Origin of the sequence: Paenarthrobacter sp. UW852 (assembly GCF_024608385.1) — a bacterium.
Classification (GTDB): domain Bacteria; phylum Actinomycetota; class Actinomycetes; order Actinomycetales; family Micrococcaceae; genus Arthrobacter.
Genome location: NZ_JAMSGY010000004.1, coordinates 187065 through 211700, shown reverse-complemented (window position 1 = coordinate 211700; position 24636 = coordinate 187065). Strand labels below are relative to the sequence as shown.

Below are 24636 nucleotides of genomic sequence, written 5' to 3'. Positions count from 1 at the left end.
CGTTACGCCGGGTAAACCGACACCAGCGCGGACTTGACCACGAACCGCACGTTCATTCCTGGCACAAGGCCGAGGTCTGCCGACGCCGCGGGCGTGATGTCGGCGGACAAGGCTTGGGCTAACGCGCCCGCACTGGCCCGGACGCGGATCTGGTCTCCGTGCGGCTCAAGGTCCGTGACGGTGACGGGGAACGCGTTGCGCGGACTCCCGTGGACGTCGCCCAGGAAGACGGAAACGCTCGACGGCGGGAAGGCCGCCACGCCAGCGTGGCCGGGCACAGGTGACCAGTCAGGATCGTGCTGGCCGGCGAAAACCCGGCCATCCGGCGTCGTGATTCCATCCCTGGTGATGATCCCGGAAACGAGGTTGAGCCCCGCGAGGCCAGCCGCGAATTGGCTTCGTGGGCGTTCCAGGACTTGGCGCGTGGGCCCTTCTTCGGCGATGCAGCCCTGCTCCACCACTATCACCCTGTCGGCGAGCATGTAAGCGTCCAGGACGTCGTGCGTGACGATAATGGCCTTCCTATCCTTCAACACCCGTTTGAGCACGCGGCGGAGCAACGGTGCCGCATGGATGTCCAACGCCGCCATGGGTTCGTCGAGCAAGAGGAGTTCGGGCTCGGCAGCCAACGCACGGGCCACGGCGACGCGCTGCGCTTGCCCGCCCGAGAGTTGGGCGGGTTTTCGATGGGCAAGCGGCAGGGCGTCCACCTCCGTCAGCCAATGTTGGGCCGCTTCCCGAGCAGCCGCCTTGGATGTTCCGGCACTGCGGGGACCGAAAGCCACGTTGTCCAGCGCGTTCAGGTGCGGGAAAAGCAGCGCCTCCTGGGCAAGCAAGGCAGTCCCGCGCTGGTGCGGTGGGCTCCAGTGGCGGGAGCCGCCGTCGAGGTTGAACAGTTCTTTATCGCCGATCCGTGCGGCGCCGGAATCGGGCCGCAGCAGTCCCGCGATCACTCCCAACAGAGTGGATTTGCCCGCCCCGTTGGGACCAAGGATGGCCACGGTTTCGCCATCGCGGAGGCTCAGGGACATGTCGAAATTCCTGGCGCGGAGACTGGCCTGCAGCTCGAAGCTCATGGCTGGACCGCCACAGGTGCACTGCTCCGGCGGGCACCATAGCTGAGCCCCACCACCGCAACTGCCACCGCCACCAGGACCAAGGACAGCGCGACGGCGGCATCGGCGTCGGTTTCCCGTTGCAGGTAGATTTCCAGCGGTAGCGTCCGGGTGACCCCTTCAAGGCTCCCAGCGAAGGTCAGCGTGGCCCCAAATTCACCCAGGCTCCGCGCGAACGACAACACGGCCCCGGAGGCCAGCCCGGGCAGGACCAGGGGAAGGGTGACCCTCCGGAGAACCGTGGTGGGCCGGGCACCGAGTGTCGCAGCCACGGCTTCATACCTGTTTCCGGCCGATCGCAGGGCACCCTCCAGACTGACCACCAGGAACGGCAAAGCTACGAACGTTTGGGCCAGCACCACCGCGGTAGTGGAAAACGCAATCTGGATCCCGGCCACTTCCAGCGACTTCCCCAGCAGGCCCTGGCGCCCGAACGTGTACAGGAGCGCTATGCCTCCGACGACGGGTGGCAGGACCAGCGGCAACAGCACAAAGGAGCGCAGGAGCCTTTGTCCGGGGAAGTCGCCACGGGCCAGCACCAACGCCAGCGGGACACCCAGCACGACGCAGAGGACGGTGCTCGCCGCCGAGGTCCGCAAGCTCAGCCCCAGTGCGGCCAACGACGAATCGGACGTGATGAGCGGAATGAACTGCGGCCAGTTCACTTTGGCCACCATCGCGAGCAACGGAAGGACCACCAGCAGACCGCCCACAGCTGCGACGGCAAAGATCCAGCGCGGGATGCCTTGGTAGCCGGTGGCGGTCTTCATGGTCTCCTCAAAGTGGTGCGGCGTGGTGCTTAAGGGCTCGGTGCTTAAGGCGCGCCGAATCCGGCGTTGCCCAGTACCTTCTTACCCGCCTCGCTGGTCACCGAGCCGATAAATGCCGCGGCCAGTTCCTTGTTCTGGCTGGAGCTTACCGTGGCTATGGGATAGGTATTGACCGCCTTGTCCGACTCCGGGAAGGCGATGCCCTTGACCTTGTCTCCGGCGCCCTTGACGTCCGTGACGTAGACCAGCCCCGCATCGGCCTCGCCCGAGGTGACTTTGCCCAGGACATCGGTCACCGATGACTCTTCGCTGACCGGATTCAGTGAGACTCCCGCAGCCTTCTCCACGGTGTCCGTGGCCGCGCCGCAGGGAACCTGGCTGGCGCACCTCACAACCTTTACGCCGGGCTTGGCGAGGTCGGCAAATGAAGAGATCAACGCCGGGTTGCTGGGTGGGACGGCGATCTCCAGGACGTTGGTTGCGAAGTTGGTTGCGGTACCGTCCAGCAGCTTGGCATCGGCAAGCTTGGCCATGTTCTTGGTATCGGCCGAAGCGAACACGTCCGCTGGCGCCCCTTGGGTGATCTGGGTGACCAGGTCCGAGGAACCGGCGAAGCTCAGTGTCACCTTGGTGCCGGGGTTCTTGGCTTCGAAGTCCTTGGCCAGCTGGGTGAAGGTGGACTTGAGGGACGCCGCAGCGAAGACGGTCACTGTTCCGCTCAGCCGGGACGCGCTGCTGCTGCCCGATGGAGTGGTTGCGGGGGCCGTTGTGCCGCAGGCTGTCAGGGCGCTGGCCAATCCCACAGCGACAGCCGCGGCCACAATGCCCTTCTTCATGCGTGTCCTCATATGATGCTCTTTCCCTGCGGGGTTTCGATAATGACGGTGGTTGCCTTAACCACGGCGGTGGCCACGGATCCGAGTTCCAGGCCGAGTTCCCGGACGGCCTCGCTGCTCATGAGCGACACCACCCGGAAAGGCCCGCATTGCAGCTCAACCTGGGCCATGACCTTGTCCATGGTGATCCCCGTAACCAGGCCGACGAAGCGGTTCCGTGCCGAACTTCCCGAGCGGGAGGGGTCGTCAGGGAGATGGGACTGGTCCCTGGCAAGCGTGGCGAGCTCAAGCCCGTCCACAGCAAGGCGGCCCGCTCCGTCCTTCTGCGGTGTCAACGTTCCATTCTCGGTCCAACGCCTCACGGTGTCGTCACTGACTCCGAGGAAGCGGGCGGCCTCGGAAATTCGTATTTGCGGCATGGAGCCAGTGTACTTCCGCAGATACGGTTCAGATCTCCAGATTGTTCCGCAAACCAAATATGACGCATGGCCGCCCCCCACACCCCGAAGGCGGCAGGCCGCCGTCGAACTCTGGCCCATCGGCGGTCCTCAGCCGTACCCTGTTCTTGGGGAGCCTGAGCCCGCCAACGGTCCACCGCGCTCCTTCCCGGTTGCCGTGATAACCACGGGCACTGACGCCCGTTTTCCGGGACGGCAAGCACGGCGGTAGACGTCCTGATGACCGGCAGCCGGGAAGGATCGTTTCGGTACACTTTGGCCATGGCCATCTACGTCGATCCGCCTCTTTGGCCGGCTCATGGGACCGTTTTCTCGCACCTCGTTTCAGATAAGTCACTGAAGGAGCTCCACGCGTTCGCGGCCGCTGCCGGAGTTCCGGAACGGGCCTTCGACGGCGACCACTACGACGTTCCCGAACGCCGTTATGACGACCTCGTCGCAGCCGGCGCCATCCCCGTGGAAGCACGGATCCTGGTCCGCAAACTCATCGCCAGCGGGCTCCGCATCCCCGCCCGTGAGCGAAGCAAGGCACTGACGGTGCCACTGATGGAGCGTTGGAACAGCATTTACCCCGGCCACGAAACCCTGGGACTTGAGCTGCTGGAACGCTGGGGAGAGGACGGCCGGAAGTACCACAGCCGCACCCACCTGCTAGCGGTCCTCGAAGCCTTGGACACCCTCACAGAGCCGGCCCTCCCGGCCCGAACGGTATCCTTGGCGGCCTGGTTCCATGATGCCGTCTATGAGGGCGTGGCTGGCCAGGACGAGGAAGAATCCGCTCTCCTTGCCGAGGCCCGACTATCCGCGGAAGGCTTGGCTCCCGACGACGTAGCTGAAGTTGCGCGGCTTGTCCGGCTCACCTCCACGCACGACCCCCAACCCGGCGACCACGCCGGCGCCCTGCTCTGCGATGCCGATCTCTCCGTGCTCGGCGGCGACGAATCATCCTACGCGCGCTACCTGGCCGCCGTCCGGGAAGACTACGCGCACGTCAGCGACGACGACTTCGCGAAGGGGCGCGCCGCCGTCGTACGCCACCTGCTGGGCTTGGAGCCGTTGTTCCACGGCGAACGCGCCAAGGCGCTGTGGCTCGAAGCAGCCCACCGGAACCTCACCAGCGAACTTGGGTGAACAGCGTGCTGAGCGAACCCCGGGCGCCGCAACGTCAACTGCCGTACTCGGTACGGTTCGAATGGGGGCTCGACGGCGCCCGGTCGGTTGTTCCGGGAGCTGACCTTGCGATAGTGGTTGACGTCCTTTCATTCACCACGTGCGTCAGTGTCGCCGTGGATCGCGGGGCACTGGTTTTTCCCTACCCTCAGCGGGATGCGGGGGCCAGCGAGTTCGCCGCCCATCACAGGGCTGCGTTGGCGGGGGCGCGGGGGTCGGAGGGCCTCAGTTTGTCCCCTGTAAGCCTTCTCTCTGCCCACCTGCTGGACCGCGTGGTACTGCCCTCTCCGAATGGTTCGGCAATCAGCCATGAGCTCGCAGCCTCGGCCCGGCAGGTGGTGGCTGTGTCGCTGCGGAACGCCGCCGCTACAGCCGACTGGGTCCACTCCACCCTGCCCGAGGGCGCGGTCATCGCCGTGATCGCAGCGGGTGAGAAGTGGGCTCACGGGGCACTGCGGCCGGCGTTGGAAGACCAACTCGGGGCTGGCGCGTTCATTGCAGGGCTAGCAGCGGCCGGGCGGCACAATTTCTCCCCGGAGGCGGCAGCGGCGGCGGCGGCTTTCGACGCCGCTGAACCGCAGCTCGCAGCTGTTCTGCGTGGGTGCTCCAGTGGGAGGGAACTCGTGGATGCCGGTTACGCGGACGACGTCGAGATCGCCGCCGGGCTGGACGCCAGCTCTACTGTGGCCCTCCTGCGGGACGGGGCTTTTCAAGGCGTCTAGCCGAGCCCCCTTAGACTGGGAGGTATGACCTCCTACCTCCAACCGTCACAGGGCCATTCTCCACTAGCGGAACCGTCGGTGGAGCACGTTCTGGCTGTTCGCGGGGTGGGCGGATACCGCCAGTACCGCATCCCGGCACTTGCAGTGAGCACCCGGGGAACAGTCCTGGCTGCCTACGACGGCAGGCCGAACCTGGACGACCTGCCCAACCCCATAGACCTCCTTCTGCGCCGCAGTGAGGACAACGGGAACACCTGGGGCCCTCAGCAAGTGGTCCGCACAGGATCTGGGCTCCAGGGTTTCGGTGACCCCAGTTTGCTGGTCGACGCAGCGACAGGCCGCATTTTCATGTTCCACGCGGCAGGAACGCACGCGGGATTTTTTGAAGCGGTCGCCGGTAAGGAGCCGGACGACGACGTCCAGCACGCCGATCTCAGCTACTCAGACGACGACGGCGACACCTGGCAGCACCGCAGGCTCACCGCCCAGCTCAAAACAGGCCGGATCACGGGGCTTTTCGCGGCCGCCGGCCAAGGAATCCAAATGCATACCGGCCCCTACAAGGGCCGACTGGTCCAGCAGTTCGTCGTGCTGGTGGACGGTGCCATCATGGCCGCCTCGGCGTTCAGTGACGATCACGGTGAAAACTGGGCCCTGGGAGAACTGATCGGCCCTGGCGTTTCAGGCATAGGACCCAACGAAAACAAGGTTGTCTGCCTCGACGACGGCCGACTGCTCCTACACTCGCGGGCAACCCCCCACCGCTTGTCTGCGTTTTCGAAGGACGGCGGGGTTTCCTGGAGCCCGCTCCAGCCCATCCCGGATATGCCGGATCCGAGCGACAACGGATCTGTTGCCCGCTTTGACGGACTTCCCTCTGTGGTTTCCGTTGCCGAGCCATCCGCTTCCCACCCGGAGCATTCCCGGTGGCTGATCGCGAGCAACAACCAGGATCCGCATCTTCGCCGCAACACCGTCCTGAGCCTCTCCCCGGATAACGGTGCCACATGGCCGGCAAAGCTCGTCGTGTGCCCCGGAAGCTCGGCGTACTCGACCGTCACCCGGCTACCCGACGGAAATGTCGGGGTGCTCTACGAGCGGCAAGGGTACCGGGAGATTGTTTTTGCTTCGATTCCGGCCGGGCAACTGACGCAGCGGCTGGCTGGCCGGGTCCGGGCCCGGCTTTGGTGGCTGCTGGGGCGTCTGCTGCGGAGGTGTCCACTGCTGGTGAGTCCGCGGTGGAATCCGGCGGCTTGGTCTTTCACATGGAACTGCGCTCCATCACTCCGGGCCGTCCCGCTGTCTGGCAGAATGCCGGCGACTTTCATGTGGTCCCTTCCAACAGTGACGGCCAATGGGATGTCCAAACGTGGAAGGAAATCGGCCAGGGCTATACGGACCAGGACCAGGTTTTGGGCACACGAGAAGCCCAGGACCTGAACTACGGGGCCATCATCCCCGGCTATAAGGCCGGGGACATCCTGGCCTTCACCGGACGGGTCGGCAACGTGGGCACACAGCCGGCTACCGGCGTCGAACTTCTTGGACCGCACGGCAACGCCGAAGATTTCCCACCCACGAAGCTGCCGCCAGGCGGCCATATCCTGTACTTCACGCCGACGTACACCATCACCGATTCAGACCTGCTGCGGGAGACGCTGGACCTCGTCTTCACTGTAGAGGCCGACGCCGGGTCCGGACCTTCGGCAGGCCCGGTGCGTTTGGACCGGACGTTCAGTTTCGATCTGCGCACCGGTGCCGTGAAGGTGTCCTAGCGGTAGTTGCTGACGAACGGCTGGTTGGTGGGCACGATCTGCTTGCCAAGCGGCATCAGCGAAACCGGGATCAACTTCAGGTTGGCGATGGCCAGGGGTATTCCGATGATGGTGATCGCCATGGCGAAAGCCGTAAGTACGTGGCCGATGGCAATCCAAATACCCGCAACCAGCAGCCAGATGACGTTTCCGAGGAGCGCGAAAACCCCTGATCCGCCTGACTTCTCCACCACCATCTGCCCGAAAGGCCACAGGCAGTAGGCGCCGATCCGGAACGAGGCGATGCCCCACGGTATGGTCACGATGAGCACACAACAGATGATGCCGGCGGCGAAATAGCCCAGGGCCAGCCAGAACCCACCGAAGACAAGCCAGATGACGTTAAGGATCGTTTTCATAGTCCTCATTCTCCCCTCTGGGTCAGACAAAACGCCTAGGGGTCTGCCCTGAATCTTCCCTGACTTGTGGTGCAGCCCCATACCGGGCCGGGATGTGAGGGAGGGTTGGCCTCAAGCGGGTGGGATGTGAGGGAGGGTCAGGCTTTGGCGGCCTCGACGAACGCGCGGATCTTCGCCAGATCCTTCACGCCACGCGATGCCTCAACACCCGAGGAGACGTCCACACCCCATGCTGCGGCCGCGGTGGCAGCGAAGGCCACGTTTCCGGGTTCGAGGCCTCCTGCGAGCAGCCAATCCCTGCCGTCAAGCCCCTTCTCCTGCACGGACGCGTAATCCCAGGCCTCCCCGGACCCCGGAACTGCGGCATCGACCAGGAACAGGTCCTCGCCCAGATCAGCGAACTCGTCCTGGCCCGCACCCATGGTGACGGCCCTGATGAGCCGCATCCCGGCGTCGTGCACTGTTTTGACGTCGTCGGCGGTCCGCCGACCGTGCAACTGGACCCAATCGAGCCCGGCGGCGCGTGCCGTTTCCACGGCGTCAGCGGCGGACTCGTGGCGGAACACTCCGACGGCCTTGACCGAGGAAGGAACCAACGGCAGCAGGACGCGGACCTGGTCCGGGCTGACTTCGCGGGGACTCGAGGTCAGGACGAAACCAACCGCATCCGCTCCGGCGTCCACGGCTTCGCGCACGGACTCGGGCGTGCTCAGGCCGCACACTTTGACGAACATTCCCGCGCCTCCAGCCATTTTCGCAACGTTTTCCACATATGACGTTAGCAAGCCGGATCGTCAACGAAGAAGCGCTGTCCACCACTAGGCTGGTCGAATGGAGATCATCCGCTTTGCCGACATCCGTCCTGAACCGTGGCGCAACGGAGGCGGGGTGACGCGCGAACTCGCCAGCCATCCGAAGGCCGCTTCGGCGCAGGACGGCGCCTGGGATTGGCGCGTCAGCATCGCCGATGTCGCAAAAGCCGGTGAGTTCTCCACCTTTCCGGGCATGGAGCGGGTCATCACCATCATCGACGGCGAACTGCTGCTCCTCACGGTCGATGGCGCCGAGCACCCCTTGGAGAAGTACCGGCCATTCCGCTTCTCCGGCGAGGCTGCCTCCGCGGCGACGCTTCCCACCGGCGACATCCGGGACCTCAACGTCATTGCACGGACCGGGGCTTTCAAGGGCTATACGTCCATTGTCGAAATTTCCAAGAAGCGTGCGCATCCTGTCTTCGAGGGCCAGTTGGCTGTCTTGTTGGAGGGAAAGGCCACCGTTGCTCCCGGCGCCGCTGCAGAGGCAGAGTCCGACGGCGACGCCCCGGCAACCGCCGCCAGCGAACCTGTCGAGTTGTCCCGCTACGACACCGTAGTGGGCTCGGACTCACGCAGCCCGGAGATCTCGGGCAGGGGCTTCGTTGCAGTCATCTCTATCGACCACGTCGAACCGTAACTGGTGACGTTAACCACCAGAAGTGGCCACCCTGCGCGGGAGTTGCTAGCCTGAAATGAAGGTTCCGCTCTGGAACCTCCGGACGACGGTTCAGTACCCGGCACGCGACAAGACTGGCCAAAGGAAATGTCATGTCGTGGTTAATTCTCATTTTCTCCGGTGCGCTTGAGGCCGTCTGGGCCGCAGCACTCCACCGTTCCAAGGGCTTCCGTAAACCCATCCCAACTGGTGTGTTCCTTGTGTCCGTGATTGCCAGCATGGCCGGACTCGCGATCGCCATGCAGTCCATTCCCACGGGCACTGCCTACGCGGTGTGGGTTGGTGTTGGTGTGGTACTGACAGCGACGTACGCCATGGTCACCAAGGTAGAACGCGCGACGACCGCCCGGCTGCTCCTGCTCGCCGGCATCGGCGCGTGCGTGGTGGGCCTGAAGGTGGTGGCATAGCCATGACTAACACCAAGAACACCGGCATCTTCTGGGGCATCCTCCTGGCATCGGCCATCCTTGAAGCCGTCTGGGCCACCGCTTTGGGCCTCTCCAACGGCTTCACGCAGCTCGCACCCACCATCGTCTTCGCTGTTACTGCCCTCCTGAGCATGCTCGGACTGGGCTTCGCGGTGAAACGCATCCCCCTGGGTACCGCCTACGCAGTGTGGGTTGGCATCGGCGCAGCTCTGACCGTGGGCTGGGCCATGATTACCGGCGTGGAGTCCGCGAGCCCGCTGAAGCTGCTCTTCATCGCGGGCATCGTAGGCTGTGCTGCTGGTTTGAAGGCCCTGCCTACCGAGAAGCCTGTGGCCAAGCCCGAGTAGGTGCCCCTGCCGCACCGCTCCTTCCCAGTTGCCTCCCCCCGCACCCCGCCGACTGCACGCGGAAACCCCGGAATGACGGGAGCCCGCGTCCAAGGTGACCGGGCATCACCGGACCAACTGGGAGGGAGCGCAGGAATACCCATGCGTCGCGTCAGGTTCATGCCAAGGAGAGCACTGATAAAGAGCACCCCCACGCATTGGAGACGTTCATGACTGCAGTTCAACTAGGCGATGGCTTCACTGTCAGCCCCCTCGGTTTCGGCGGGATGGCCCTGACCCCGGTGTATGGGGGCATCGATCCTGAGGAAGGCCTCAAGACCCTCAGACACGCGGTGGATGCGGGGATCACGTTCATCGACACCGCAGATGTTTATGGCGCGGGCAGCAATGAGGAACTTGTGGGCAGGCTGCTCAAGGATCGCCGGGACGAGATACAGCTGGCCACCAAGTTTGGAATTGAGGGCAACCCCGCGGACGGGTACACGGGAGTCCGCGGGGATGCGCCCTACATCAGGCAAGCGGCGGAAGCGAGCCTCCGCCGCCTGGACACTGACGTGATTGACCTCTACTACATGCACCGCCGCGACCTCCGCGTTCCGATAGTGGAAACCGTGGAGGCCATGGCAGAGCTTGTTCGTGAGGGCAAGGTCCGGCACCTTGGACTGTCCGAAGTGACAGCCGAGGAACTCAGGCAGGCCAACGCTGTCCATCCCATTGCCGCGGTCCAGAGTGAATGGTCAATCTGGAGCAGGGATGTTGAACTCAACGTTGTTCCAGCAGCCAAGGAGCTTGGCGTTGGGTTCGTGCCGTATTCGCCGCTGGGCCGGGGATTCCTCACCGGCACCATCAGCGCGAGCGACCTCGGCGAGAACGATTTCCGCCACAGGGTCCCCCGTTTTGGTGGCGAGGCACTTGATGCGAACCAGGCCGTCGTGGCCGCGGTTCGCGAGGTAGCCAGTGGGCTGGATGCAACTCCGGCCCAGGTAGCCCTGGCTTGGCTGTTCACCCAAGGTCGGCGCCTTGGGATTCCGGTGGTTCCCATCCCCGGCACGCGCAAGGCGCACCGGATCGACGAGAACCTGGGCGCACTGTCCCTGCAACTGGGAGCAGCGCACCTTGAGCTGCTTGACCAGGCCGCGTCCGCCGTCGTCGGTTCACGATCCGCCGACCCCAACTGGGTATCGGAAGGCCGCGAAGCCGGCAACGTAGGCTGAAGGCATGGACTCGCTTATTCATTCACTCCGTGACGTCACCATCCGCAGCATTTCGGTCAGCGAGATGAACAATAACGTCTACCTGTTGACCTCAAAGTCCACGGGAACACAGGTGCTGATCGATGCCGCCGATGACCTTCCCGCCATCCAGCAACTCCTGAGGGACAGCGCGGCTGATTCGTCGGCCCCCACCAAACTGGCGAGGATCGCCACCACCCACCAGCACTGGGACCACGTCCGAGCGCTGGAGGAATTGGTGGCCGCCACCGGGGCAACCACCTCCGCAGGAGCGGACGACGCCGATGCGTTGCCCGTTCCGGTGGATGTCCGGCTCGGTCACGGCGACGTTGAGCGGTTCGACGACCTGGAGCTCACAGCGGTCCATTTGCGTGGACACACCCCGGGCTCGATCGCTTTCGTTTACCAGGATCCGGACGGGCCGGCCCACATTTTCAGTGGAGACTCGCTGTTTCCGGGAGGCGTCGGCAACACACAGAAAGATCCTGCACGCTTCACTTCTCTGTTGAACGACGTGTCGGAACGACTGTTCGACGCCTATCCGGACGAAACCCTGGTGCACCCCGGCCATGGATTGCCCACGACCCTCGGAGCCGAGCGGCCACACCTTGAGGAGTGGCGCGCCCGAGGCTGGTAATTGTGGGGCCTGCTCTGCGTCCTAAATCTCAGGAATAGCGCGCAGCGCGGGCCTCGCAATGCCAGAGATTAGCGGCCGCGACGCTCGTTCGAGGCCGGAGCAGAAGCACGACGCGGGCCGCTGCGTGCCGGACGACCTGCGCCCGAGCCACCGCGACCGGAGTTGCCGGAACCCGAACCGTAGGATCCCCCGGACGTAGCGCCCGTAGCAGAGGACCATACGGCCTTGTTTCCGCCGGTACGCGTAGAGGTAGTGGACGCCGTGCGCGGAGCCGAGGCTGAGCGCTGGCCGGTAGCCGGACGGCCACTGCGGCCACCCTGCCCCTGCGAGCCGGGAACGTCGTTGCGGTGAGTGGAGGCAGACTTGCCGCGACCGCGTGAGCTGCGGGCGACGTCGTCGTTCATTGCTGCGCGGCGATCCGCACGGTTGGTGTCCGTACGAACCGGCTCAGCAGCAACCTTGCCGCGTCCGTTGCGACCACCACGGCCACCCGCGGTGGGTGCGCCCTGGGTGGAACGGCGGGCGCGCTTGCGCTGGGCGTTGGCCCCGGTGGAGGTGCCGCCACCCTGCGGGGCTTTTGCCGCGAGGAGGGCCGCACGGGTGCGGGGATCGACCTTGTCGGCAATGTCGCCCACAAGCTCGGCTACCAGCGGCGAGTTGGCGGTAACGCGTTCAAACGAAACATCAACGCCGGCGGCCTTCATGAGCTTCTTGACGTCGCTCTGCTGCTCGGGAAGCGTCAGCGTGACCACGGTGCCATCGGAACCGGCGCGGGCCGTACGGCCCGAGCGGTGCAGGTATGCCTTGTGCTCTGTGGGCGGGTCCACGTGGATGACGAGTTCGACGTCGTCAACGTGCACGCCGCGGGCTGCGACGTCGGTGGCCACCAGGACGCGGACGTCACCGTTGGAGAACTCGGCAAGGTTGCGGTCGCGGGCGTTCTGCGAAAGGTTGCCGTGCAGGTCGACGGCGGGGATGCCGGCGTCGGTGAGGGTCTTGGCAAGCTTGCGGGCGTGGTGCTTGGTCCGCATGAAGAGAACGCGGCGGCCGGCGCCGGAGGCCAGTTCAACGATGAGCTGCTTCTTGACGGTCTGGTCGTTGACCACCAGGACGTGGTGTTCCATGGTGGTGACAGCGGCCTGGGGATCGTCCACAGAGTGCGTCAGCGGGTTGGACAGGTAACGGTTGACCAGCTTGTCAACACCGTTGTCCAGCGTCGCGGAGAAGAGCAGGCGCTGACCCTGGGTGGGGGTCATGTCCATGAGCTTCTTGACTACGGGGAGGAAGCCGAGGTCGGCCATGTGGTCTGCCTCGTCCAGCACGGTGACCTCAACGGCTTCGAGAGTCAGGATGCGCTGGCGGATCAGGTCTTCGAGGCGGCCCGGGCAGGCGATGACGATGTCGACGCCGGCGCGCAGCGCCTTTTCCTGGCGTGCCTGGGAGATGCCGCCGTAGATGACCGTGGTGTTCAGGCCCATGGCCTTGGCCAACGGCTCGATGGTGGCGTTGATCTGGGTTGCCAGTTCACGGGTGGGTGCAAGGACCAGGCCCATGGGGCGGCCCGGCTTGCGGAAATGCTTTGCTTCGCGCTCGGCCAAGCGGGCCACGAGCGGGATGGCGAAAGCGATGGTCTTACCGGAACCGGTGCGGCCACGGCCCAGCACGTCGCGACCTGCGAGGGTGTCCGGGAGGGTCTTCACCTGGATGGGGAATGCCTCTTCGATGCCATCTGCGGCCAGGGATTCAGCAATGGGCTTGGGCGTGCCAAGGGCAGCAAAAGTAGTCATAAACTTCATGTCTTTCGGGCGGTGTCCAATTGCGGACATCGGCCCCCGACGCCGGTTGGGCCAGGGGTTCGCCGAGGAAAAGTCAGGTGGTCTACCGATTCGCTTCAACAGCGGTGGCCGGGACCAAATAGAACGCGTTCATCGACGCAGGATGTGCCTCTCACATGAAAAATGCCCCGCCGCGTAGCCTTTCAGGCCACCTGCTTCAGGGCGTCACCGCACATCAAGTAAACCCATCTTAGCAGCATCCGGGCGCGGGACTCGCATCGGGGCAGGTCAGGGGTGCGTTGCGAGGCCCGCTTTGCACGCTTCCGGGCTCGAATACCGTGCAGAGCAGGCCTCACAACGCGTCCTCTCGGCGTTGCGGGGCCCGCTAAACAGGGTTAGCGGACGGAACACCCTGCAGAGTAGGCCCCGCAACGCGTCAGGGGCGGCGTGTGAGCTCCGGTTGGGGATCCGCGGCGCCCGGAGCGTCGGAGGAGCCCGGGCGGGCGGCGACCCGCGGGGCCATGACAACCCCGACGACGGCGATTACCGCCGTCAGCGCGAAGACGGCAGCGAAGGGGCTGGCTGAGAACGCCGCGAAGACCAGCCCGGTGGCGGCAAGGGAGAGCGCCCCGCCCAAGGAGTCGGAAATAGACATGGCCGCGCTGTTGAAGCCCTGGTTCTCCGGCGTGGAGAGGGCCAACGTCATGACGGAGAGCCGCGGGTACATGAGCCCCATGCCACCACCGGCAAGGATCCACCCGCCGATGGCTACAGCTGCGGGCAACGCGAACGCCGCCGTCGCCAGGGTCGAAAGAATAGCGACCAAGACCAGCGAGGCACCGATCTTAATGGCGAGGTCGTCAGCCAAGCGGCCGCCAAGCCGGCCTTGGATCGCCGACGCCCCCGCCCACGCGAGCGCAGCCCCGGTCAGCGTGAGGCCCGCGAACGTGGGCGTGAACGCATACCGCTCTGTCAACAGGTACGGCAGGTACACCTCGGCACCGAAAAACGCGGCCGACGCCAGCCCACGAACCAGGATCACGCTGGGCAATCCCCGGCGGGCCGTGAGGGTCCCCTGCGGCACCAAAGGTCGCAAGGCAACCAACGCAAGGACAAGCGCGACGGCGGCAATCACCCCGCCAACGCCCGGCACCCCTGCGGACAAGTTCAGTCCCAGAACGGCGACGGCCGCCAGGGCTGCCCATCCCATGCGTCCGAAGGCCCACGGAACGGGGTCCCCAGGGGGTTCGGAGTCCATTCCTCGCACTGCGGGAACCACCATCAACAACGCCGGGACAACCAGGCCCACCACGCCAAGGAACACCCAGTGCCAGCTGCTCAGCTGGGCGACCACACCAGCAGCGAAGGGACCCACGAGGGAAGGCACCACCCAGGAAGCTGCGAAGGCCGCGAAGATTTTGGGGTGCAGGGCAGGCGGGTAAACGCGCGCTACCAACACGTACAGCGCCACTGTCATTGCGCCGCCACCGAGTCCCTGGACCAACCTGCCGAGCACCAGGATCTCCATGGACCCCGCGGTCCCGGCAATAAGGAGGCCGAGGACAAAGAGCGCCACCGAGGAGTACAGCGGCGCCGCCGGGCCACGACGGTCGGACCAGTTTCCGGCACCCACCATGCCCATCACGCCAGTAGCCAGCGGGCCGGCGAAGGCCAGCGCGTAGAGGGCGGCTCCGTCCAGGTCGCGGCTCACGAGCGGCATGATGGTGGTCACCGCCAGGGACTCGAACGCGCTGAGGAAAACGAGCGCGCAAGCCCCCACGGTGGCAAGCAGGTATTGACGGCCGAGTATCCCGGCCGTTTGAGTGTCAGTGGTCATGCACGCTACCCTAGAACCTCAACTATTGTTGAGGTCAATCCACCACACCCTTTCCCCGGAGCAACACATGACACCCGTTGAGACGCACCGGCCCCTCAGCATCGGCGAGCTTTCAGAACGAAGCGGAGTGTCGCCGTCGGCCCTGCACTTTTATGAACGCAACGGGCTCATCCACGCCGAGCGGACCGCCGGAAACCAGCGGCGGTACCGGCGCGATACGCTCCGACGGGTCGCGTTCATCAAGACGTCCCAGCGGGTCGGTCTGCCACTGAAGGACATCCTTGAGGCGTTGAATTCGCTGCCGGAGGGCCGCACCCCCACCAGGCACGACTGGGCCAAACTGTCGCTGCGCTGGCGGAAAGAACTGGACGAACGGATCGCGGCCCTTCAACATCTGCGCAACGATCTGGATGGCTGCATCGGCTGTGGCTGCCTCAGCCTGAAGTCGTGCACGCTGCAGAACCCGTCCGATGAACTCGGCGCTTCCGGTGCGGGAGCCCAGCGCTGGAGTCAGCTCGTCAAACCAGAGCCGTCATAACATTCCAACCAACACCTGCCCGCTGCCTGGGCTGATAGCCGCCATAAAGAGTTCCTGGGTAAAGCCACAGGACGCCTGCCGAGTCCCGGGCCAGGATGTCCGGCAGGTCATCGCCGTCGAAGTCGCCGGGTGTGGCCATCGCCGTCATGACGTTCCACTCAACGCCCACCAGCAGCCGGAAGGGCACCCACCCGCCCGAGTTATCCCCCTGATATAGCCACAGGGTTCCCCACTTGTCCCGGGCGACTACGTCACGTCCTTGCTGGTGCGTATCGCCCGGACCCAGGATGGCCGTCATGTCGTTCCAACCTGTTCCTACCTTGGTTCTCGGAAGCAGGGCCCCTCTACCGTTACCCGGGTAGAGCCAAAGATCACCTTGGGCATCGCGCGCCAGAATGTCGCCGTGACCGTCACCGTTGAAGTCGCCGGGGGTCACGACGGCGGTCATCACGTTCCAGCCACCGCCCACCTTTGAGCGTGGCAGCCAGTCAGAGCGACCGTTCCCCGGGTACAGCCACAGATCGCCTGCTTGATCCCGGGCAAGAACGTCCGATGACCCATCGCCGTTGAAGTCGCCGGGGGTCATGATCAAGTTCATGGTGTTCCAACCGGTTCCAACCCGCGAGCGGGGAAGCCAGTCACCCCGGCCATTGCCGGGATACAGCCACAACTCACCTGCGGTATCACGGGCGAGGACGTCAGTGCGGCCATCGGAGTTATAGTCCTTCCAAATATTCGCCGACCGCGGAGTGGGAATCACCCAGAGGTAGTTCCCTTGATCCGCCGGCGCCACATATCCCTTTTCCCCGTTCGGAAGAACTGTCAGCAGACCCTGCAAGTAGTCGCCTTGAGGGGAAATATGCCTTGCCACTACAAGCGTTGGGACGTTGACCACCATGATGTAGGTGCTGACGACGAAGAGACGCGAACCATCGTGGCTCAACCGGACCGTAAAAGCTCCCAGGTTCATGGTCGGCGGTCCCGAGGGTTGAAGATCCACCGTTGTCAGCGAATTGCGTTGGAGATCGATTTCGGCCAACGAATACTCATCACCAGTCTGGTCAACGGTGAAGGCACGGGACCCGTCGGGAGTAAAGATCGGGGCTGTGGCCACGGCGCGCGTCGGAATTTCACCGATCACAGCACTCTTGAGCGCTGACACCACGGCGATGCCGCCATCGCCCTTGGGGTAATACAAATGACTTCCGTCTGGAGATATAGCCCCCTCCATCGGAGCACCGCCCAAGGGAATTTTGCTTCCTACGGTGCCTGTCGAGGTGGCTATGACTGTGACGGACCGGTCGGTGGCGCTGAGGATGTAGATCTTGTCCCCGGCCGGGGCAACAAGGATCTGTGAAGGGTCGTGGCCCACCGGAATTGTCATGCGGATTCGTGCCGTAGCAACATCGATAACGGCAATGGAGCCGAGAGGGGACCCAGACACGGCGGCATACAAGGAGGAGCCATCAGGTGAGACGGCCAGACCACGCACAGGGCCTTCCGTTGGTATGACGGTTGGCTCTTTCCACGGAAGGGTCACAAGAGTCACGCCATACTTCTGCTGTTGGCTCGTGGCGAGAAAGACTCTCAAACCGTCAGGACTGACCACCATGGAAGACACGTTTCCCACTTTGAGGGTCGCCGAGACCTGGTCCGTGGGCACGTTTATGACAGTGAAGTCACCTTTTTCGGACGCTGCGAAGAGCCGAGAGCTATCCGCGCTGGGTTCTACGAATCGGGGGCTGGTCACATCAATCTTCACAGGATCAAGATTCGGAACAGCGGCCGCACGCACCGCGTCCTTGGCACTGGTCCAAGCCTGAGCAGGCACTGCCGCGCACGGGAGTCCGGACGCCAAAAGTCCGCCGACCGCCAAGACACCCACGATTCCCGTCCGTCCGCGGAACCAACGCAATTTTCGCCTAAGAAACATCATGAATCCCCCGGTTCATGCGCCGCGAGACCAACAGGGGCGCTGTCCACCTGAGGGTAGCCACCATCGAACCAAAAAACCATGCTTTGGGGTAGCTTGCCGATTCGGCAACAGGCGTTGCCTTCGGGACGCGGCGCACGGCACGCTTGTCCCATGACTGAAAACCTGCACGACGCCGACACCCACCAGCACGGGCATTCCCACCCAAGCGCGGAGCAGCGCGGGCTCAACCTCCACGAAGACGCTGACAATGCCGTGGACACGTGGGACGGCATGTACCGGGAGCGGGCGAAAATCTGGAGCGGGAACCCCAACCCGCAGTTGGTTGCCGAGGTCACGGGTTTGCAGCCGGGCAAGGCCTTGGATCTGGGCTCCGGAGAGGGCGGGGACGCGATCTGGTTGGCAGCGCAAGGCTGGACCGTTACGGCACTGGACGTGTCCGCCGTCGCGCTTGATCGGGCAGCAGCCCACGCTGCGGAAACCGAGTATGCGGACCGCATCAGCTGGCAGCAGCAGGACCTCACGGAATGGGCGCCGCAGCCTGAATTCGATCTGGTGTCAGCCCATTTCCTGCACTCCCCCCTGTTGCCGTGGCAGGACTCCGCGGCAAAGGCCGCAGCTGCTGTGGCGCCCGGCGGAACGCTGTTGATCGTGGGGCACCATCCGCAGGGGCTGCCGGAGTGGAGCCATCAACACGATTCCGGCATGTTCTTCACCCCGGAGCAACTGGCCGCTGAGCTCGGCATGAACAACAGCGACAACTGGCAGCTAGAGGTGGTGGACGAAAGGAAGCGCGCAGTGTCCGGGCCCAACGGCGAAGCCGGAACCACCTCGGACGCCGTCCTCAAGGCCACGAAACTGGGCCAGGGACGCGGCTGACAACGAAGCCAGCGGGCTAAACGCTTATACGCCCGAGAGAAGGGGTGGACGTCGCATCACTCTCGGATCTGTGGACTCACGAGAAGGTGGATATGGAGGCCCATCCGGCTGTCAGCAGCAGGAGGGCGCTGGCCGAGAGAGCAATCGCGGTCAGCCTGCACCGATTCAGCACAGAGGGAACGCGCGCTGTCGGAGGTTCTACTTTCCAGTCTCAGTGGGCGCGGCGCTTGCTTCCTGCCTATCGAGCTCTTTGTAGATGGCGTGTTGGTCTCCTGCGACGCAGACGGTGTCCATCCCCAAACTGGAGCCCAGTACGTTCGCGGTGAAGGACACCAAGTGTCCGCCGTTCTGATTGGCGTAGAGGTCGATGAGACCCGGGTCCTTGGGGTTGGTTTCGACTCGGGTGGTGAAGCCCCTGGATTCCCAAAACTTCTTGACAACTTCTACGGACGCTTCCAGATCCACGGGATCGAGGGTTTGACTCAGGATGCGGTAATTCACCCCGTCTTTGCCGTCATCGGTGGTGCACGAACTGTTCCGGAGGTTTTTGTCTTCCCATTTCTGGGTTCCGATGGTTTGTTGGGTTTCGGTTTTGAAGGCGTGGAGGTCGGTGAGGGCTTGTTTGAGTTCTTCGACTTGGGCTTTGACGGTTGCGGGGTCGCTGGGGTTGTTTGAGCCGGTCATGGGGTTCTCCGTGGTGGTGGGGGTGCAGGCGCTTAGCGCGATGGCCGTGAAGACCACTGCGGCGAGGATACGGCCGGTCTTGTGCCGGTTTTTTGGTTCGTGGGGCATGGGGTTCACTCTTCCTGGGTTGTTTATCGGCCGGCAAATCCGGCCGGAGGCGTTACGGGTCGTGCGCCTGGCAGGATACGGTCGCCGTTGCCGGTGGTGGTGAGGGCCGCTTCATAGAGGGCGGTGGTGTCTTTGTCGAGGTAGCCGTAGCCGCTGTTGTCTGTTCCGTGTACCAGTGTGTTGTGTTCGGTGGTGCCGTGGTATTCGGTTCCGTCGATGATGGCCGTTTCTGATGAGAACACTTTGGCGTCGAAGGATTCCATCCGCGGGTCCTGACGTTGGAAGCGGCCCAGGTCAGCCAGCCCGTCACCTGCGGCTTCGGTGGCGTAGACCTGTCCGGCGGGGACGTGGAGGTCCGAGGTGTTCCGGATGTCCTTTTCGATGCCGGCGGAACCGAGCATCGTGAAGGAGGCGACGTTCAAGTGCGCGGACGCGAGGGCGTTGGAGGTCACGGTGGTGCCGTAGGAATGGGCCAGCACGTTCAAGGTCTCGGGGGTTCTGTTGCCCAGACTGTCTCTGACGGCGTTGAACCCTTGCAGGTCTGCGACGAATCGGTCCGCACCGGCATGGGCGGCATCGCCGCTGTTCACGGTCGGGACTGTTGGTGGTTCGTAGTTGATCCACGCCACCACAGCGAACGATTTCCTCGGGTCGTGTCGCCCTTGTCGCTCCTGGAGGTTGGCGGCGTTTGTTGCCCAGTCGTTAAAGCCGCTTTGAGGGGTGATGAGCATGCCGGACACGGCGTAGGTAACGTTGTCAGCCGTGTCGGGGTTACCCACAGAGACCTGTGCCTTCGGGGAACCGTTGGTGAGGTCAAAGCCGAGTAGGACAGCGTTGACGCCGCCCGCGTTCCTTACAGCGTCGGTGATGCCATCAAGGGCCTTCTGCTGCGTTTGCAGCCGTGTCCACGCCGGGTTGGTGATGGACAGGCCTTGACTGACGGGCAGAAGTTGAGGCGTCCTGGCGAGCTCGGCTTTGATACGTTCCTGCTCAGTGACGAGGCGTATCCGGTTGGCTTCGTTCCGGGCGGTGGCCGTGATTCCGTTCAGGTTCCCGATTATTCCGGGGAAGGTCTCGATCAGAAGCTTCTGGCTTGCGCCGGGTTCAAGAGAGCCGTCTTTGGCGATGGTGTGGCCGAGCCCAGCCCACCAAGTCGCTATTACCGCGGGGTCCAGTCCTGGTTGCTGCAGGAGCCCTTGGAGCCGGTCTTTGTTCGCGGGGGTGGCGAGCCAGGCTTTCAGCTGTGCGTTGTTCAGGGCACCGATGTCATTCAACCCGATTCGCCCCGGCGGTGCGTACCGGATGAGGGCGCTGTTAAGCACGGTCTCGGTCAGGGTGCCGCTGCCGGCTGATTCGAACGCGCCCGCTATCTGCTCGATCCAGTCAGAGTCGGCGGTGTTCTCGGCCAGCAGCTGCTCGCAGCCGGCCACGAATGTCACCGCGCCGTGGTTCACCCAGGAACACGCTGCGGCGAATCCGGCCCACGCGTTCCGCACGTGGCCGAGTTCGTTGTTGAGGATGTTCGAGGAGGCACGGGACTGGGCTGCGAATCCCCGCAACGCTGCGGGGTCCGCTGAGCTTATTCCGTTCCCGGATCCGCCGGCGAACCGGTTCCTGTCCCTCGGAGAGAACACCGCGGTGATGCTCGGTGCCGGGACAGGGGTTTCCTCGGGTCTGGGATCGTGCGCCATCTCCAGCATGGCCGCGGACTGCCGTGCCGCGTCCAGAGAGGCCAGGTCCTGTTGACGGGCATCGGCACGTAGCCGCCGAGCGGTGAGATGTTTTTCCCGGGCTTTTTCTTCTCTTGCCCGGACTTTCGCGCCGCGGACGTCTTCGGCGAGCCCGGCGAGGACACCGGCCAGTGCGCCGCGGTCATCAGCTCTCGTGGCGCAGGCTTCGATGAACAGCTGCGCGTAACCGCCTTTGAAGTCCTGCATCGCCTGGTCAATGGCACCGCCCAGGAACCAGCCCTCGGACCGCAGGATCTCCTCCGCGGCCTCGGCGGCACTGATCAGAGCATCGGCCGCACCCTCATCAAAGGCAATCCCCACTCCGCTCCCCTTCACCACCTTGGTTAATCCAATGATTAGCATAAACCTTCGCCTGATCCGCCTTTGGCGCGTCAAATCCTGATTACCTGGTGCACTGCATAAGCGGGCTACAGCAACAGAACGGAACGCCCGGCGATGAAACGACGGAACATTCTGCGCATATCCGCGTTGGTCCTCGTGTTCGCCGCCTCTTCCTCCACGACATCGTGCTCGGCTCCGATTCCTCACGTACCGATCGTGAACAAGTGGTGGGGATATGGAAGTTCTCCCCGTCTGAAAGCGATCCCCTGAGGAAGACCGACTTATCCTCGGCCATCGTGGATCTACGGTCCGAGGGAACGGTGACCATCCAGGATTTTCCTAATTCCAGCTTCTCTGAAGATGCGATCTTTGGCGCAGGACACTCCACCCCCGGAACCTGGGAGACAGTTCCGAGGCTGGGCAAGTACATCGCCGGGCGTTCCGTTCTGTTAGCGGCGCCGAGGGTCGAGACTGACTGCGGGACCAGATTGCCGGACCGCGGACTGGACCGAACCGTTGGCAGCAGGGAGTGCTCGCTCGGCACCCGCTGAGAGATGCCTTATCGTTCAGCAGGCCCTTGGTACTCTGGCGCCATGACTCATACGTTGCTCGAGCTTGAGCGAGCATTCCGCCTATCTTGGGGCGCAGATACGACCTGCCTCGACGCAAAGGGCCTTGCGGAGTGGAACCCTGACAACCCGGCACACGGCCAGTGCGGACCCACAGCTCTCATCGTTCAAGATCTGCTCGGCGGTGATCTCCTCATCGCGGACGTCCACGGCGGCAACGAGGAGGACGAAGTCCATTACTGGAACCGATTTTCTTGCGGCCTCGAAATCGACCTCACCCGAGAGAACATCTGATTCATTCGCTTATTGAACGCCCGGTTGAGCATCCTCAAGCATGCAGCTGCCTTGATAGTTGTGGCGGGTTGGTATGGCAGCATTTAGTTATGAGCGCAGCTTGAAGTTCCAAGGCTGTGCGTGCACGCCAAACAGCGCTGCAAAAGACCGCCATTTATCGCCGAAAGTCACAGCTAAACGCCGCCCGGAAGCAGCTCTCCATAGGCCGGAACCACTTGCCCGGTGGCAGTGGAGTCGGGGTTGAGCATCCAGCCGACGCGCTTTGCTGTGTTCAACATGACCACGCTTTCCACCAATTCAATGCCCGGAATGCGCTGTTGGATGATGAGCTCCAACTCCATGACATCGGCCAATGAACGCAGCCACATGATCATGGTGAAGTTGGTGCGGCCCGTGGTGGATGCCGAAAAGCGGGTGTTCCTGATGGCCCGGAGTTCCGTGGCGGCGGCTTCGTGTTCTCCCGCTGGAACGTTCGCGAACCATTGAACCGTGACAGGGAAACCGGAGAACTGCTGGGCAATTTCGCAGCGGAAGGACAGCATCCGGCTGGCCAGCACACGCCCGAGTTGTCGCTGGACGGTGGCTGGATTCCGACCCAAGGCGCGGGCGATTTCCGCCGCGGTAGCGCGTCCGTCACGTGCGAGGAACGGGATGAGGGCCAGGTGGCTTTCCGGGAGCGGGACCACGATCGCATCCTGCGCTGAGGGGTTGGCCGACTCGGGCCCCGCGAGACTCCGCAGTGCCTGTTGCTCCGCCTTGGTCAAGACGTTGAGCCGCCAAGCGTAGCCGCTGGTGTGGATCCGGGTGCAGAGGGCCGTTTGGTATTTGGTGAGCCCCTGGATTTCCTTGAGCTTGGGCAGCAGCAGCGTACTGAACTGTTCCAGGTCCTGGGTGATGACGGTGAGCGTAAGATCCCGGTTGCTCGCCGCCTCTTCCACGGTGATGACCTCGGGGAGCTGGGCAACGGCGGCCGTGACGTTGGGCCTGAGGTGCATTTCGCAGTCGATGTCCACCATGGCCAGGCACATGTCCTTCGGATCACCCATGAGGTGGGCCGTGGTCCAGGCTGCTCCCGCCGCCCGTAGGCGCTCCCATCGGGCAGCCAGCGTGGTCCCGTGGACGCCGAGTACCTGACCGGCGTCGGACCAGCTGATCCGGGGCGAAATCTGGAGTGCGTTGACCAGGCGCAGGTCTTCCTCGCTGAGTTCCATGAGTCCATTATCCAGAACCAGTGCATGATTCCTGCAATTTGGTGCGATTCGGTGCATATTTTCAGATGTTTAGAAGCATGTGAACCACGTCACCACACAATGGCTTAAGGAACCCGCCCCCAAGCACCCAGGAGCACAAATGACCATCGTGGCCGACGCCAAGGAAATGCAGGACGACATCGTCCGACTCCGCCATGACCTCCACCGCGAACCTGAGATCGGCCTGCATCTTCCCCGCACCCAGGAAAAGGTGCTCAAGGCGCTGGACGGACTCCCCTACGAGATTACGCTCGGCAAGGAAACGACGTCGGTCACCGCGGTTCTGCGCGGCGGCGCCGCCCACGCCTCAGCCGAGAAGCCCGTCGTGCTGCTGCGTGCGGACATGGACGGACTTCCGGTGCATGAACGCACCGGCGTTGATTACACGTCCCGGGTGGACGGCGCCATGCACGCCTGCGGCCACGATCTCCACACCTCCATGCTTGCCGGCGCGGCAACAATCCTCGCGGAGCGTCGCGACCAGCTGGCCGGAGATGTCATCCTCATGTTCCAGCCCGGCGAGGAGGGCTACGACGGTGCAAGCTACATGCTGAAGGAGGGAGTCCTGGACGCAGCCGGCCGTCGTGCGGACACCGCCTACGGAATGCACGTCTTCTCCTCCCTTGAACCCCACGGCCAATTCGTCACCAAGCCCGGCGTCATGCTGAGCTCCTCCGACGGCCTAGTGGTCACGGTGCTGGGCGCGGGTGGCCACGGTTCGGCCCCGCACTCGGCCAAGGACCCCGTGACCGCCGCGGCCGAGATGGTCACCGCACTGCAGGTCATGGTCACGCGCCAGTTCAACATGTTCGATCCCGTCGTCCTGACTGTCGGTGTCCTGCACGCCGGTACCAAGCGCAACGTCATCCCCGAGACTGCCCGCATCGAAGCAACCATCAGGACCTTCTCCGAAGCGTCCCGGCAGAAGATGATGGAAGTGGTACCCCGGCTGCTCCAGGGCATCGCCGTAGCCCACGGCTTGGAGGTGGACGTGCACTACCAGGAGGAATACCCCCTCACCATCAACAACGAGCACGAAACCACCACTGCGGAGAAGGTCATCGCCGGAATGTTCGGCGACTCCCGCCACACCCGGATGGCCACACCGCTCAGCGGCTCCGAAGATTTCTCCCGGGTTCTCGCCGAAGTTCCCGGGACATTCGTGGGGCTGAGCGCCGTTGCCCCCGGCGCCGACCACACGACGTCGCCGTTCAACCACTCGCCTTACGCAATGTTCGACGACGGCGTCCTCACCGACGGTGCCGCGCTGTACGCCGAACTCGCCGTGTCCCGCATCGCTGCCCTCGCCGGCAACTGA

At 64.0% G+C, this 24636-nt stretch carries 25 protein-coding genes and 1 riboswitch; of the genes, 13 read left to right on the top strand and 12 right to left on the bottom strand.

The genetic code is table 11. The features are described from left to right. Positions 1 to 2: 2 nt before the first annotated feature. From NEK97_RS09155 to NEK97_RS09140, 4 genes are read right to left on the bottom strand one after another with little or no spacing between them, the layout of a single operon-like run. A complete protein-coding gene (locus tag NEK97_RS09155; protein WP_257369520.1) occupies positions 3 to 1076 on the bottom strand; it encodes a sulfate/molybdate ABC transporter ATP-binding protein in 1074 nt (357 codons plus the stop codon). Continuing rightward, a complete protein-coding gene (locus tag NEK97_RS09150; protein WP_257369519.1) occupies positions 1073 to 1885 on the bottom strand; it encodes an ABC transporter permease in 813 nt (270 codons plus the stop codon). Before NEK97_RS09150 ends, NEK97_RS09155 begins: the two co-directional genes overlap by 4 nt. 44 nt (positions 1886 to 1929) lie before the next feature. Continuing rightward, positions 1930 to 2733, bottom strand: coding sequence for a molybdate ABC transporter substrate-binding protein (gene modA, locus NEK97_RS09145; protein WP_257369518.1), 804 nt, complete (start codon positions 2731 to 2733; stop codon positions 1930 to 1932). Beyond that, a complete protein-coding gene (locus NEK97_RS09140) occupies positions 2730 to 3140 on the bottom strand; it encodes a molybdopterin-binding protein (RefSeq protein ID WP_235517734.1) in 411 nt (136 codons plus the stop codon). Before NEK97_RS09140 ends, modA begins: the two co-directional genes overlap by 4 nt. Positions 3141 to 3440: 300 nt before the next feature. On the opposite strand from NEK97_RS09140, the gene NEK97_RS09135 reads away from it, so the two are divergent. From NEK97_RS09135 to NEK97_RS09120, 4 genes are read left to right on the top strand one after another with little or no spacing between them, the layout of a single operon-like run. Next, a complete protein-coding gene (locus tag NEK97_RS09135; RefSeq protein WP_257369517.1) occupies positions 3441 to 4310 on the top strand; it encodes a DUF4031 domain-containing protein in 870 nt (289 codons plus the stop codon). Continuing rightward, the gene (locus NEK97_RS09130; RefSeq protein ID WP_257369516.1) at positions 4307 to 5071 is read left to right on the top strand and encodes a 2-phosphosulfolactate phosphatase; all 765 of its coding nucleotides are present in this window, start codon (positions 4307 to 4309) and stop codon (positions 5069 to 5071) included. Before NEK97_RS09135 ends, NEK97_RS09130 begins: the two co-directional genes overlap by 4 nt. A gap of 24 nt (positions 5072 to 5095) precedes the next feature. Next, positions 5096 to 6511 (top strand): exo-alpha-sialidase, encoded by a 1416-nt coding sequence (locus tag NEK97_RS09125; protein WP_257369515.1) that lies wholly within the window; start codon positions 5096 to 5098, stop codon positions 6509 to 6511. Continuing rightward, positions 6484 to 6846, top strand: a complete 363-nt coding sequence (locus NEK97_RS09120; protein ID WP_257369514.1) for a hypothetical protein — start codon at positions 6484 to 6486, stop codon at positions 6844 to 6846. The genes NEK97_RS09125 and NEK97_RS09120 overlap by 28 nt, the downstream gene beginning before the upstream one ends. On the opposite strand, the gene NEK97_RS09115 is transcribed toward NEK97_RS09120, so the two are convergent. Together NEK97_RS09115 and NEK97_RS09110 are read right to left on the bottom strand one after the other, a co-directional pair. After that, positions 6843 to 7244 (bottom strand): YccF domain-containing protein, encoded by a 402-nt coding sequence (locus NEK97_RS09115; RefSeq protein ID WP_257369513.1) that lies wholly within the window; start codon positions 7242 to 7244, stop codon positions 6843 to 6845. The two genes, NEK97_RS09120 and NEK97_RS09115, sit on opposite strands and share 4 nt — an antisense overlap. Positions 7245 to 7381: 137 nt before the next feature. After that, positions 7382 to 7978 (bottom strand): phosphoribosylanthranilate isomerase, encoded by a 597-nt coding sequence (locus NEK97_RS09110; RefSeq protein ID WP_257369723.1) that lies wholly within the window; start codon positions 7976 to 7978, stop codon positions 7382 to 7384. A 97-nt stretch (positions 7979 to 8075) separates the two neighbouring features. On the opposite strand from NEK97_RS09110, the gene NEK97_RS09105 reads away from it, so the two are divergent. The 5 genes from NEK97_RS09105 to NEK97_RS09085 all read left to right on the top strand — a co-directional run bounded on the left by NEK97_RS09105 (position 8076) and on the right by NEK97_RS09085 (position 11379). After that, complete coding sequence (locus NEK97_RS09105; protein ID WP_257369512.1) at positions 8076 to 8696, top strand: HutD family protein; 621 nt, start codon at positions 8076 to 8078, stop codon at positions 8694 to 8696. Positions 8697 to 8752: 56 nt separating this feature from the next. After that, a riboswitch (guanidine-III (ykkC-III) riboswitch) is annotated at positions 8753 to 8818 on the top strand. Positions 8819 to 8827: 9 nt separating this feature from the next. Next, the gene (locus tag NEK97_RS09100) at positions 8828 to 9142 is read left to right on the top strand and encodes a multidrug efflux SMR transporter (protein ID WP_257369511.1); all 315 of its coding nucleotides are present in this window, start codon (positions 8828 to 8830) and stop codon (positions 9140 to 9142) included. 2 nt (positions 9143 to 9144) lie between these two features. Further along, entirely contained in the window at positions 9145 to 9510 is a 366-nt protein-coding gene (locus tag NEK97_RS09095) for a multidrug efflux SMR transporter (RefSeq protein WP_284987583.1), read from the top strand. A 209-nt stretch (positions 9511 to 9719) separates the two neighbouring features. Continuing rightward, entirely contained in the window at positions 9720 to 10724 is a 1005-nt protein-coding gene (locus tag NEK97_RS09090) for an aldo/keto reductase (protein ID WP_257369509.1), read from the top strand. A 4-nt stretch (positions 10725 to 10728) separates the two neighbouring features. Beyond that, positions 10729 to 11379: an MBL fold metallo-hydrolase gene (locus NEK97_RS09085; RefSeq protein ID WP_257369508.1), complete on the top strand. Its 651-nt coding sequence runs from the start codon at positions 10729 to 10731 to the stop codon at positions 11377 to 11379. A gap of 68 nt (positions 11380 to 11447) precedes the next feature. Here NEK97_RS09085 and NEK97_RS09080 read toward each other — a convergent pair whose 3' ends face one another. Both NEK97_RS09080 and NEK97_RS09075 read right to left on the bottom strand, forming a co-directional pair. Beyond that, the gene (locus tag NEK97_RS09080; protein ID WP_257369506.1) at positions 11448 to 13166 is read right to left on the bottom strand and encodes a DEAD/DEAH box helicase; all 1719 of its coding nucleotides are present in this window, start codon (positions 13164 to 13166) and stop codon (positions 11448 to 11450) included. A 424-nt stretch (positions 13167 to 13590) separates the two neighbouring features. After that, complete coding sequence (locus NEK97_RS09075; protein WP_257369504.1) at positions 13591 to 14991, bottom strand: MFS transporter; 1401 nt, start codon at positions 14989 to 14991, stop codon at positions 13591 to 13593. On the opposite strand from NEK97_RS09075, the gene soxR reads away from it, so the two are divergent. After that, a complete protein-coding gene (soxR, locus tag NEK97_RS09070; protein ID WP_306672933.1) occupies positions 14990 to 15529 on the top strand; it encodes a redox-sensitive transcriptional activator SoxR in 540 nt (179 codons plus the stop codon). The genes NEK97_RS09075 and soxR overlap by 2 nt on opposite strands. On the opposite strand, the gene NEK97_RS09065 is transcribed toward soxR, so the two are convergent. Next, on the bottom strand, positions 15510 to 16973 hold the full coding sequence (locus NEK97_RS09065; RefSeq protein WP_257369502.1) for an FG-GAP-like repeat-containing protein: 1464 nt from the start codon (positions 16971 to 16973) through the stop codon (positions 15510 to 15512). The genes soxR and NEK97_RS09065 overlap by 20 nt on opposite strands. 642 nt (positions 16974 to 17615) lie before the next feature. On the opposite strand from NEK97_RS09065, the gene NEK97_RS09060 reads away from it, so the two are divergent. Further along, entirely contained in the window at positions 17616 to 18341 is a 726-nt protein-coding gene (locus NEK97_RS09060; protein ID WP_257369501.1) for a cyclopropane-fatty-acyl-phospholipid synthase family protein, read from the top strand. Between the two features lie 198 nt (positions 18342 to 18539). Here the strand turns inward: NEK97_RS09060 and NEK97_RS09055 are convergent, their stop codons facing one another. Continuing rightward, positions 18540 to 19133 carry a hypothetical protein gene (locus tag NEK97_RS09055; protein WP_257369500.1) on the bottom strand — a complete coding sequence of 198 codons (594 nt, stop codon included), beginning with the start codon at positions 19131 to 19133 and terminating at the stop codon, positions 18540 to 18542. A 23-nt stretch (positions 19134 to 19156) separates the two neighbouring features. Further along, complete coding sequence (locus NEK97_RS09050; protein ID WP_257369499.1) at positions 19157 to 21184, bottom strand: alpha/beta hydrolase family protein; 2028 nt, start codon at positions 21182 to 21184, stop codon at positions 19157 to 19159. Positions 21185 to 21798: 614 nt separating this feature from the next. Here NEK97_RS09050 and NEK97_RS09045 point away from each other — a divergent pair. Beyond that, entirely contained in the window at positions 21799 to 22068 is a 270-nt protein-coding gene (locus tag NEK97_RS09045) for a hypothetical protein (protein WP_257369498.1), read from the top strand. Between the two features lie 173 nt (positions 22069 to 22241). On the opposite strand, the gene NEK97_RS09040 is transcribed toward NEK97_RS09045, so the two are convergent. Continuing rightward, positions 22242 to 23279 carry an Lrp/AsnC family transcriptional regulator gene (locus NEK97_RS09040; RefSeq protein WP_257369497.1) on the bottom strand — a complete coding sequence of 346 codons (1038 nt, stop codon included), beginning with the start codon at positions 23277 to 23279 and terminating at the stop codon, positions 22242 to 22244. 139 nt (positions 23280 to 23418) lie between these two features. On the opposite strand from NEK97_RS09040, the gene NEK97_RS09035 reads away from it, so the two are divergent. Continuing rightward, entirely contained in the window at positions 23419 to 24636 is a 1218-nt protein-coding gene (locus NEK97_RS09035; protein WP_257369496.1) for a M20 family metallopeptidase, read from the top strand.

Bases quoted from the DNA above. Each gene is read 5' to 3' on its own strand.
- NEK97_RS09045 (WP_257369498.1), top strand. From the start codon at position 21,799: ATGACTCATACGTTGCTCGAGCTTGAGCGAGCATTCCGCCTATCTTGG.
- NEK97_RS09080 (WP_257369506.1), bottom strand. From the start codon at position 13,166: ATGACTACTTTTGCTGCCCTTGGCACGCCCAAGCCCATTGCTGAATCC.
- NEK97_RS09040 (WP_257369497.1), bottom strand. From the start codon at position 23,279: ATGGAACTCAGCGAGGAAGACCTGCGCCTGGTCAACGCACTCCAGATT.
- NEK97_RS09055 (WP_257369500.1), bottom strand. From the start codon at position 19,133: ATGCCCCACGAACCAAAAAACCGGCACAAGACCGGCCGTATCCTCGCC.
- NEK97_RS09085 (WP_257369508.1), top strand. From the start codon at position 10,729: ATGGACTCGCTTATTCATTCACTCCGTGACGTCACCATCCGCAGCATT.
- NEK97_RS09115 (WP_257369513.1), bottom strand. From the start codon at position 7,244: ATGAAAACGATCCTTAACGTCATCTGGCTTGTCTTCGGTGGGTTCTGG.
- NEK97_RS09155 (WP_257369520.1), bottom strand. From the start codon at position 1,076: ATGAGCTTCGAGCTGCAGGCCAGTCTCCGCGCCAGGAATTTCGACATG.
- NEK97_RS09035 (WP_257369496.1), top strand. From the start codon at position 23,419: ATGACCATCGTGGCCGACGCCAAGGAAATGCAGGACGACATCGTCCGA.
- NEK97_RS09135 (WP_257369517.1), top strand. From the start codon at position 3,441: ATGGCCATCTACGTCGATCCGCCTCTTTGGCCGGCTCATGGGACCGTT.
- NEK97_RS09090 (WP_257369509.1), top strand. From the start codon at position 9,720: ATGACTGCAGTTCAACTAGGCGATGGCTTCACTGTCAGCCCCCTCGGT.
- modA (WP_257369518.1), bottom strand. From the start codon at position 2,733: ATGAGGACACGCATGAAGAAGGGCATTGTGGCCGCGGCTGTCGCTGTG.
- soxR (WP_306672933.1), top strand. From the start codon at position 14,990: ATGCACGCTACCCTAGAACCTCAACTATTGTTGAGGTCAATCCACCAC.
- NEK97_RS09140 (WP_235517734.1), bottom strand. From the start codon at position 3,140: ATGCCGCAAATACGAATTTCCGAGGCCGCCCGCTTCCTCGGAGTCAGT.
- NEK97_RS09110 (WP_257369723.1), bottom strand. From the start codon at position 7,978: ATGTTCGTCAAAGTGTGCGGCCTGAGCACGCCCGAGTCCGTGCGCGAA.
- NEK97_RS09060 (WP_257369501.1), top strand. From the start codon at position 17,616: ATGACTGAAAACCTGCACGACGCCGACACCCACCAGCACGGGCATTCC.
- NEK97_RS09095 (WP_284987583.1), top strand. From the start codon at position 9,145: ATGACTAACACCAAGAACACCGGCATCTTCTGGGGCATCCTCCTGGCA.
- NEK97_RS09075 (WP_257369504.1), bottom strand. From the start codon at position 14,991: ATGACCACTGACACTCAAACGGCCGGGATACTCGGCCGTCAATACCTG.
- NEK97_RS09100 (WP_257369511.1), top strand. From the start codon at position 8,828: ATGTCGTGGTTAATTCTCATTTTCTCCGGTGCGCTTGAGGCCGTCTGG.
- NEK97_RS09125 (WP_257369515.1), top strand. From the start codon at position 5,096: ATGACCTCCTACCTCCAACCGTCACAGGGCCATTCTCCACTAGCGGAA.
- NEK97_RS09150 (WP_257369519.1), bottom strand. From the start codon at position 1,885: ATGAAGACCGCCACCGGCTACCAAGGCATCCCGCGCTGGATCTTTGCC.
- NEK97_RS09105 (WP_257369512.1), top strand. From the start codon at position 8,076: ATGGAGATCATCCGCTTTGCCGACATCCGTCCTGAACCGTGGCGCAAC.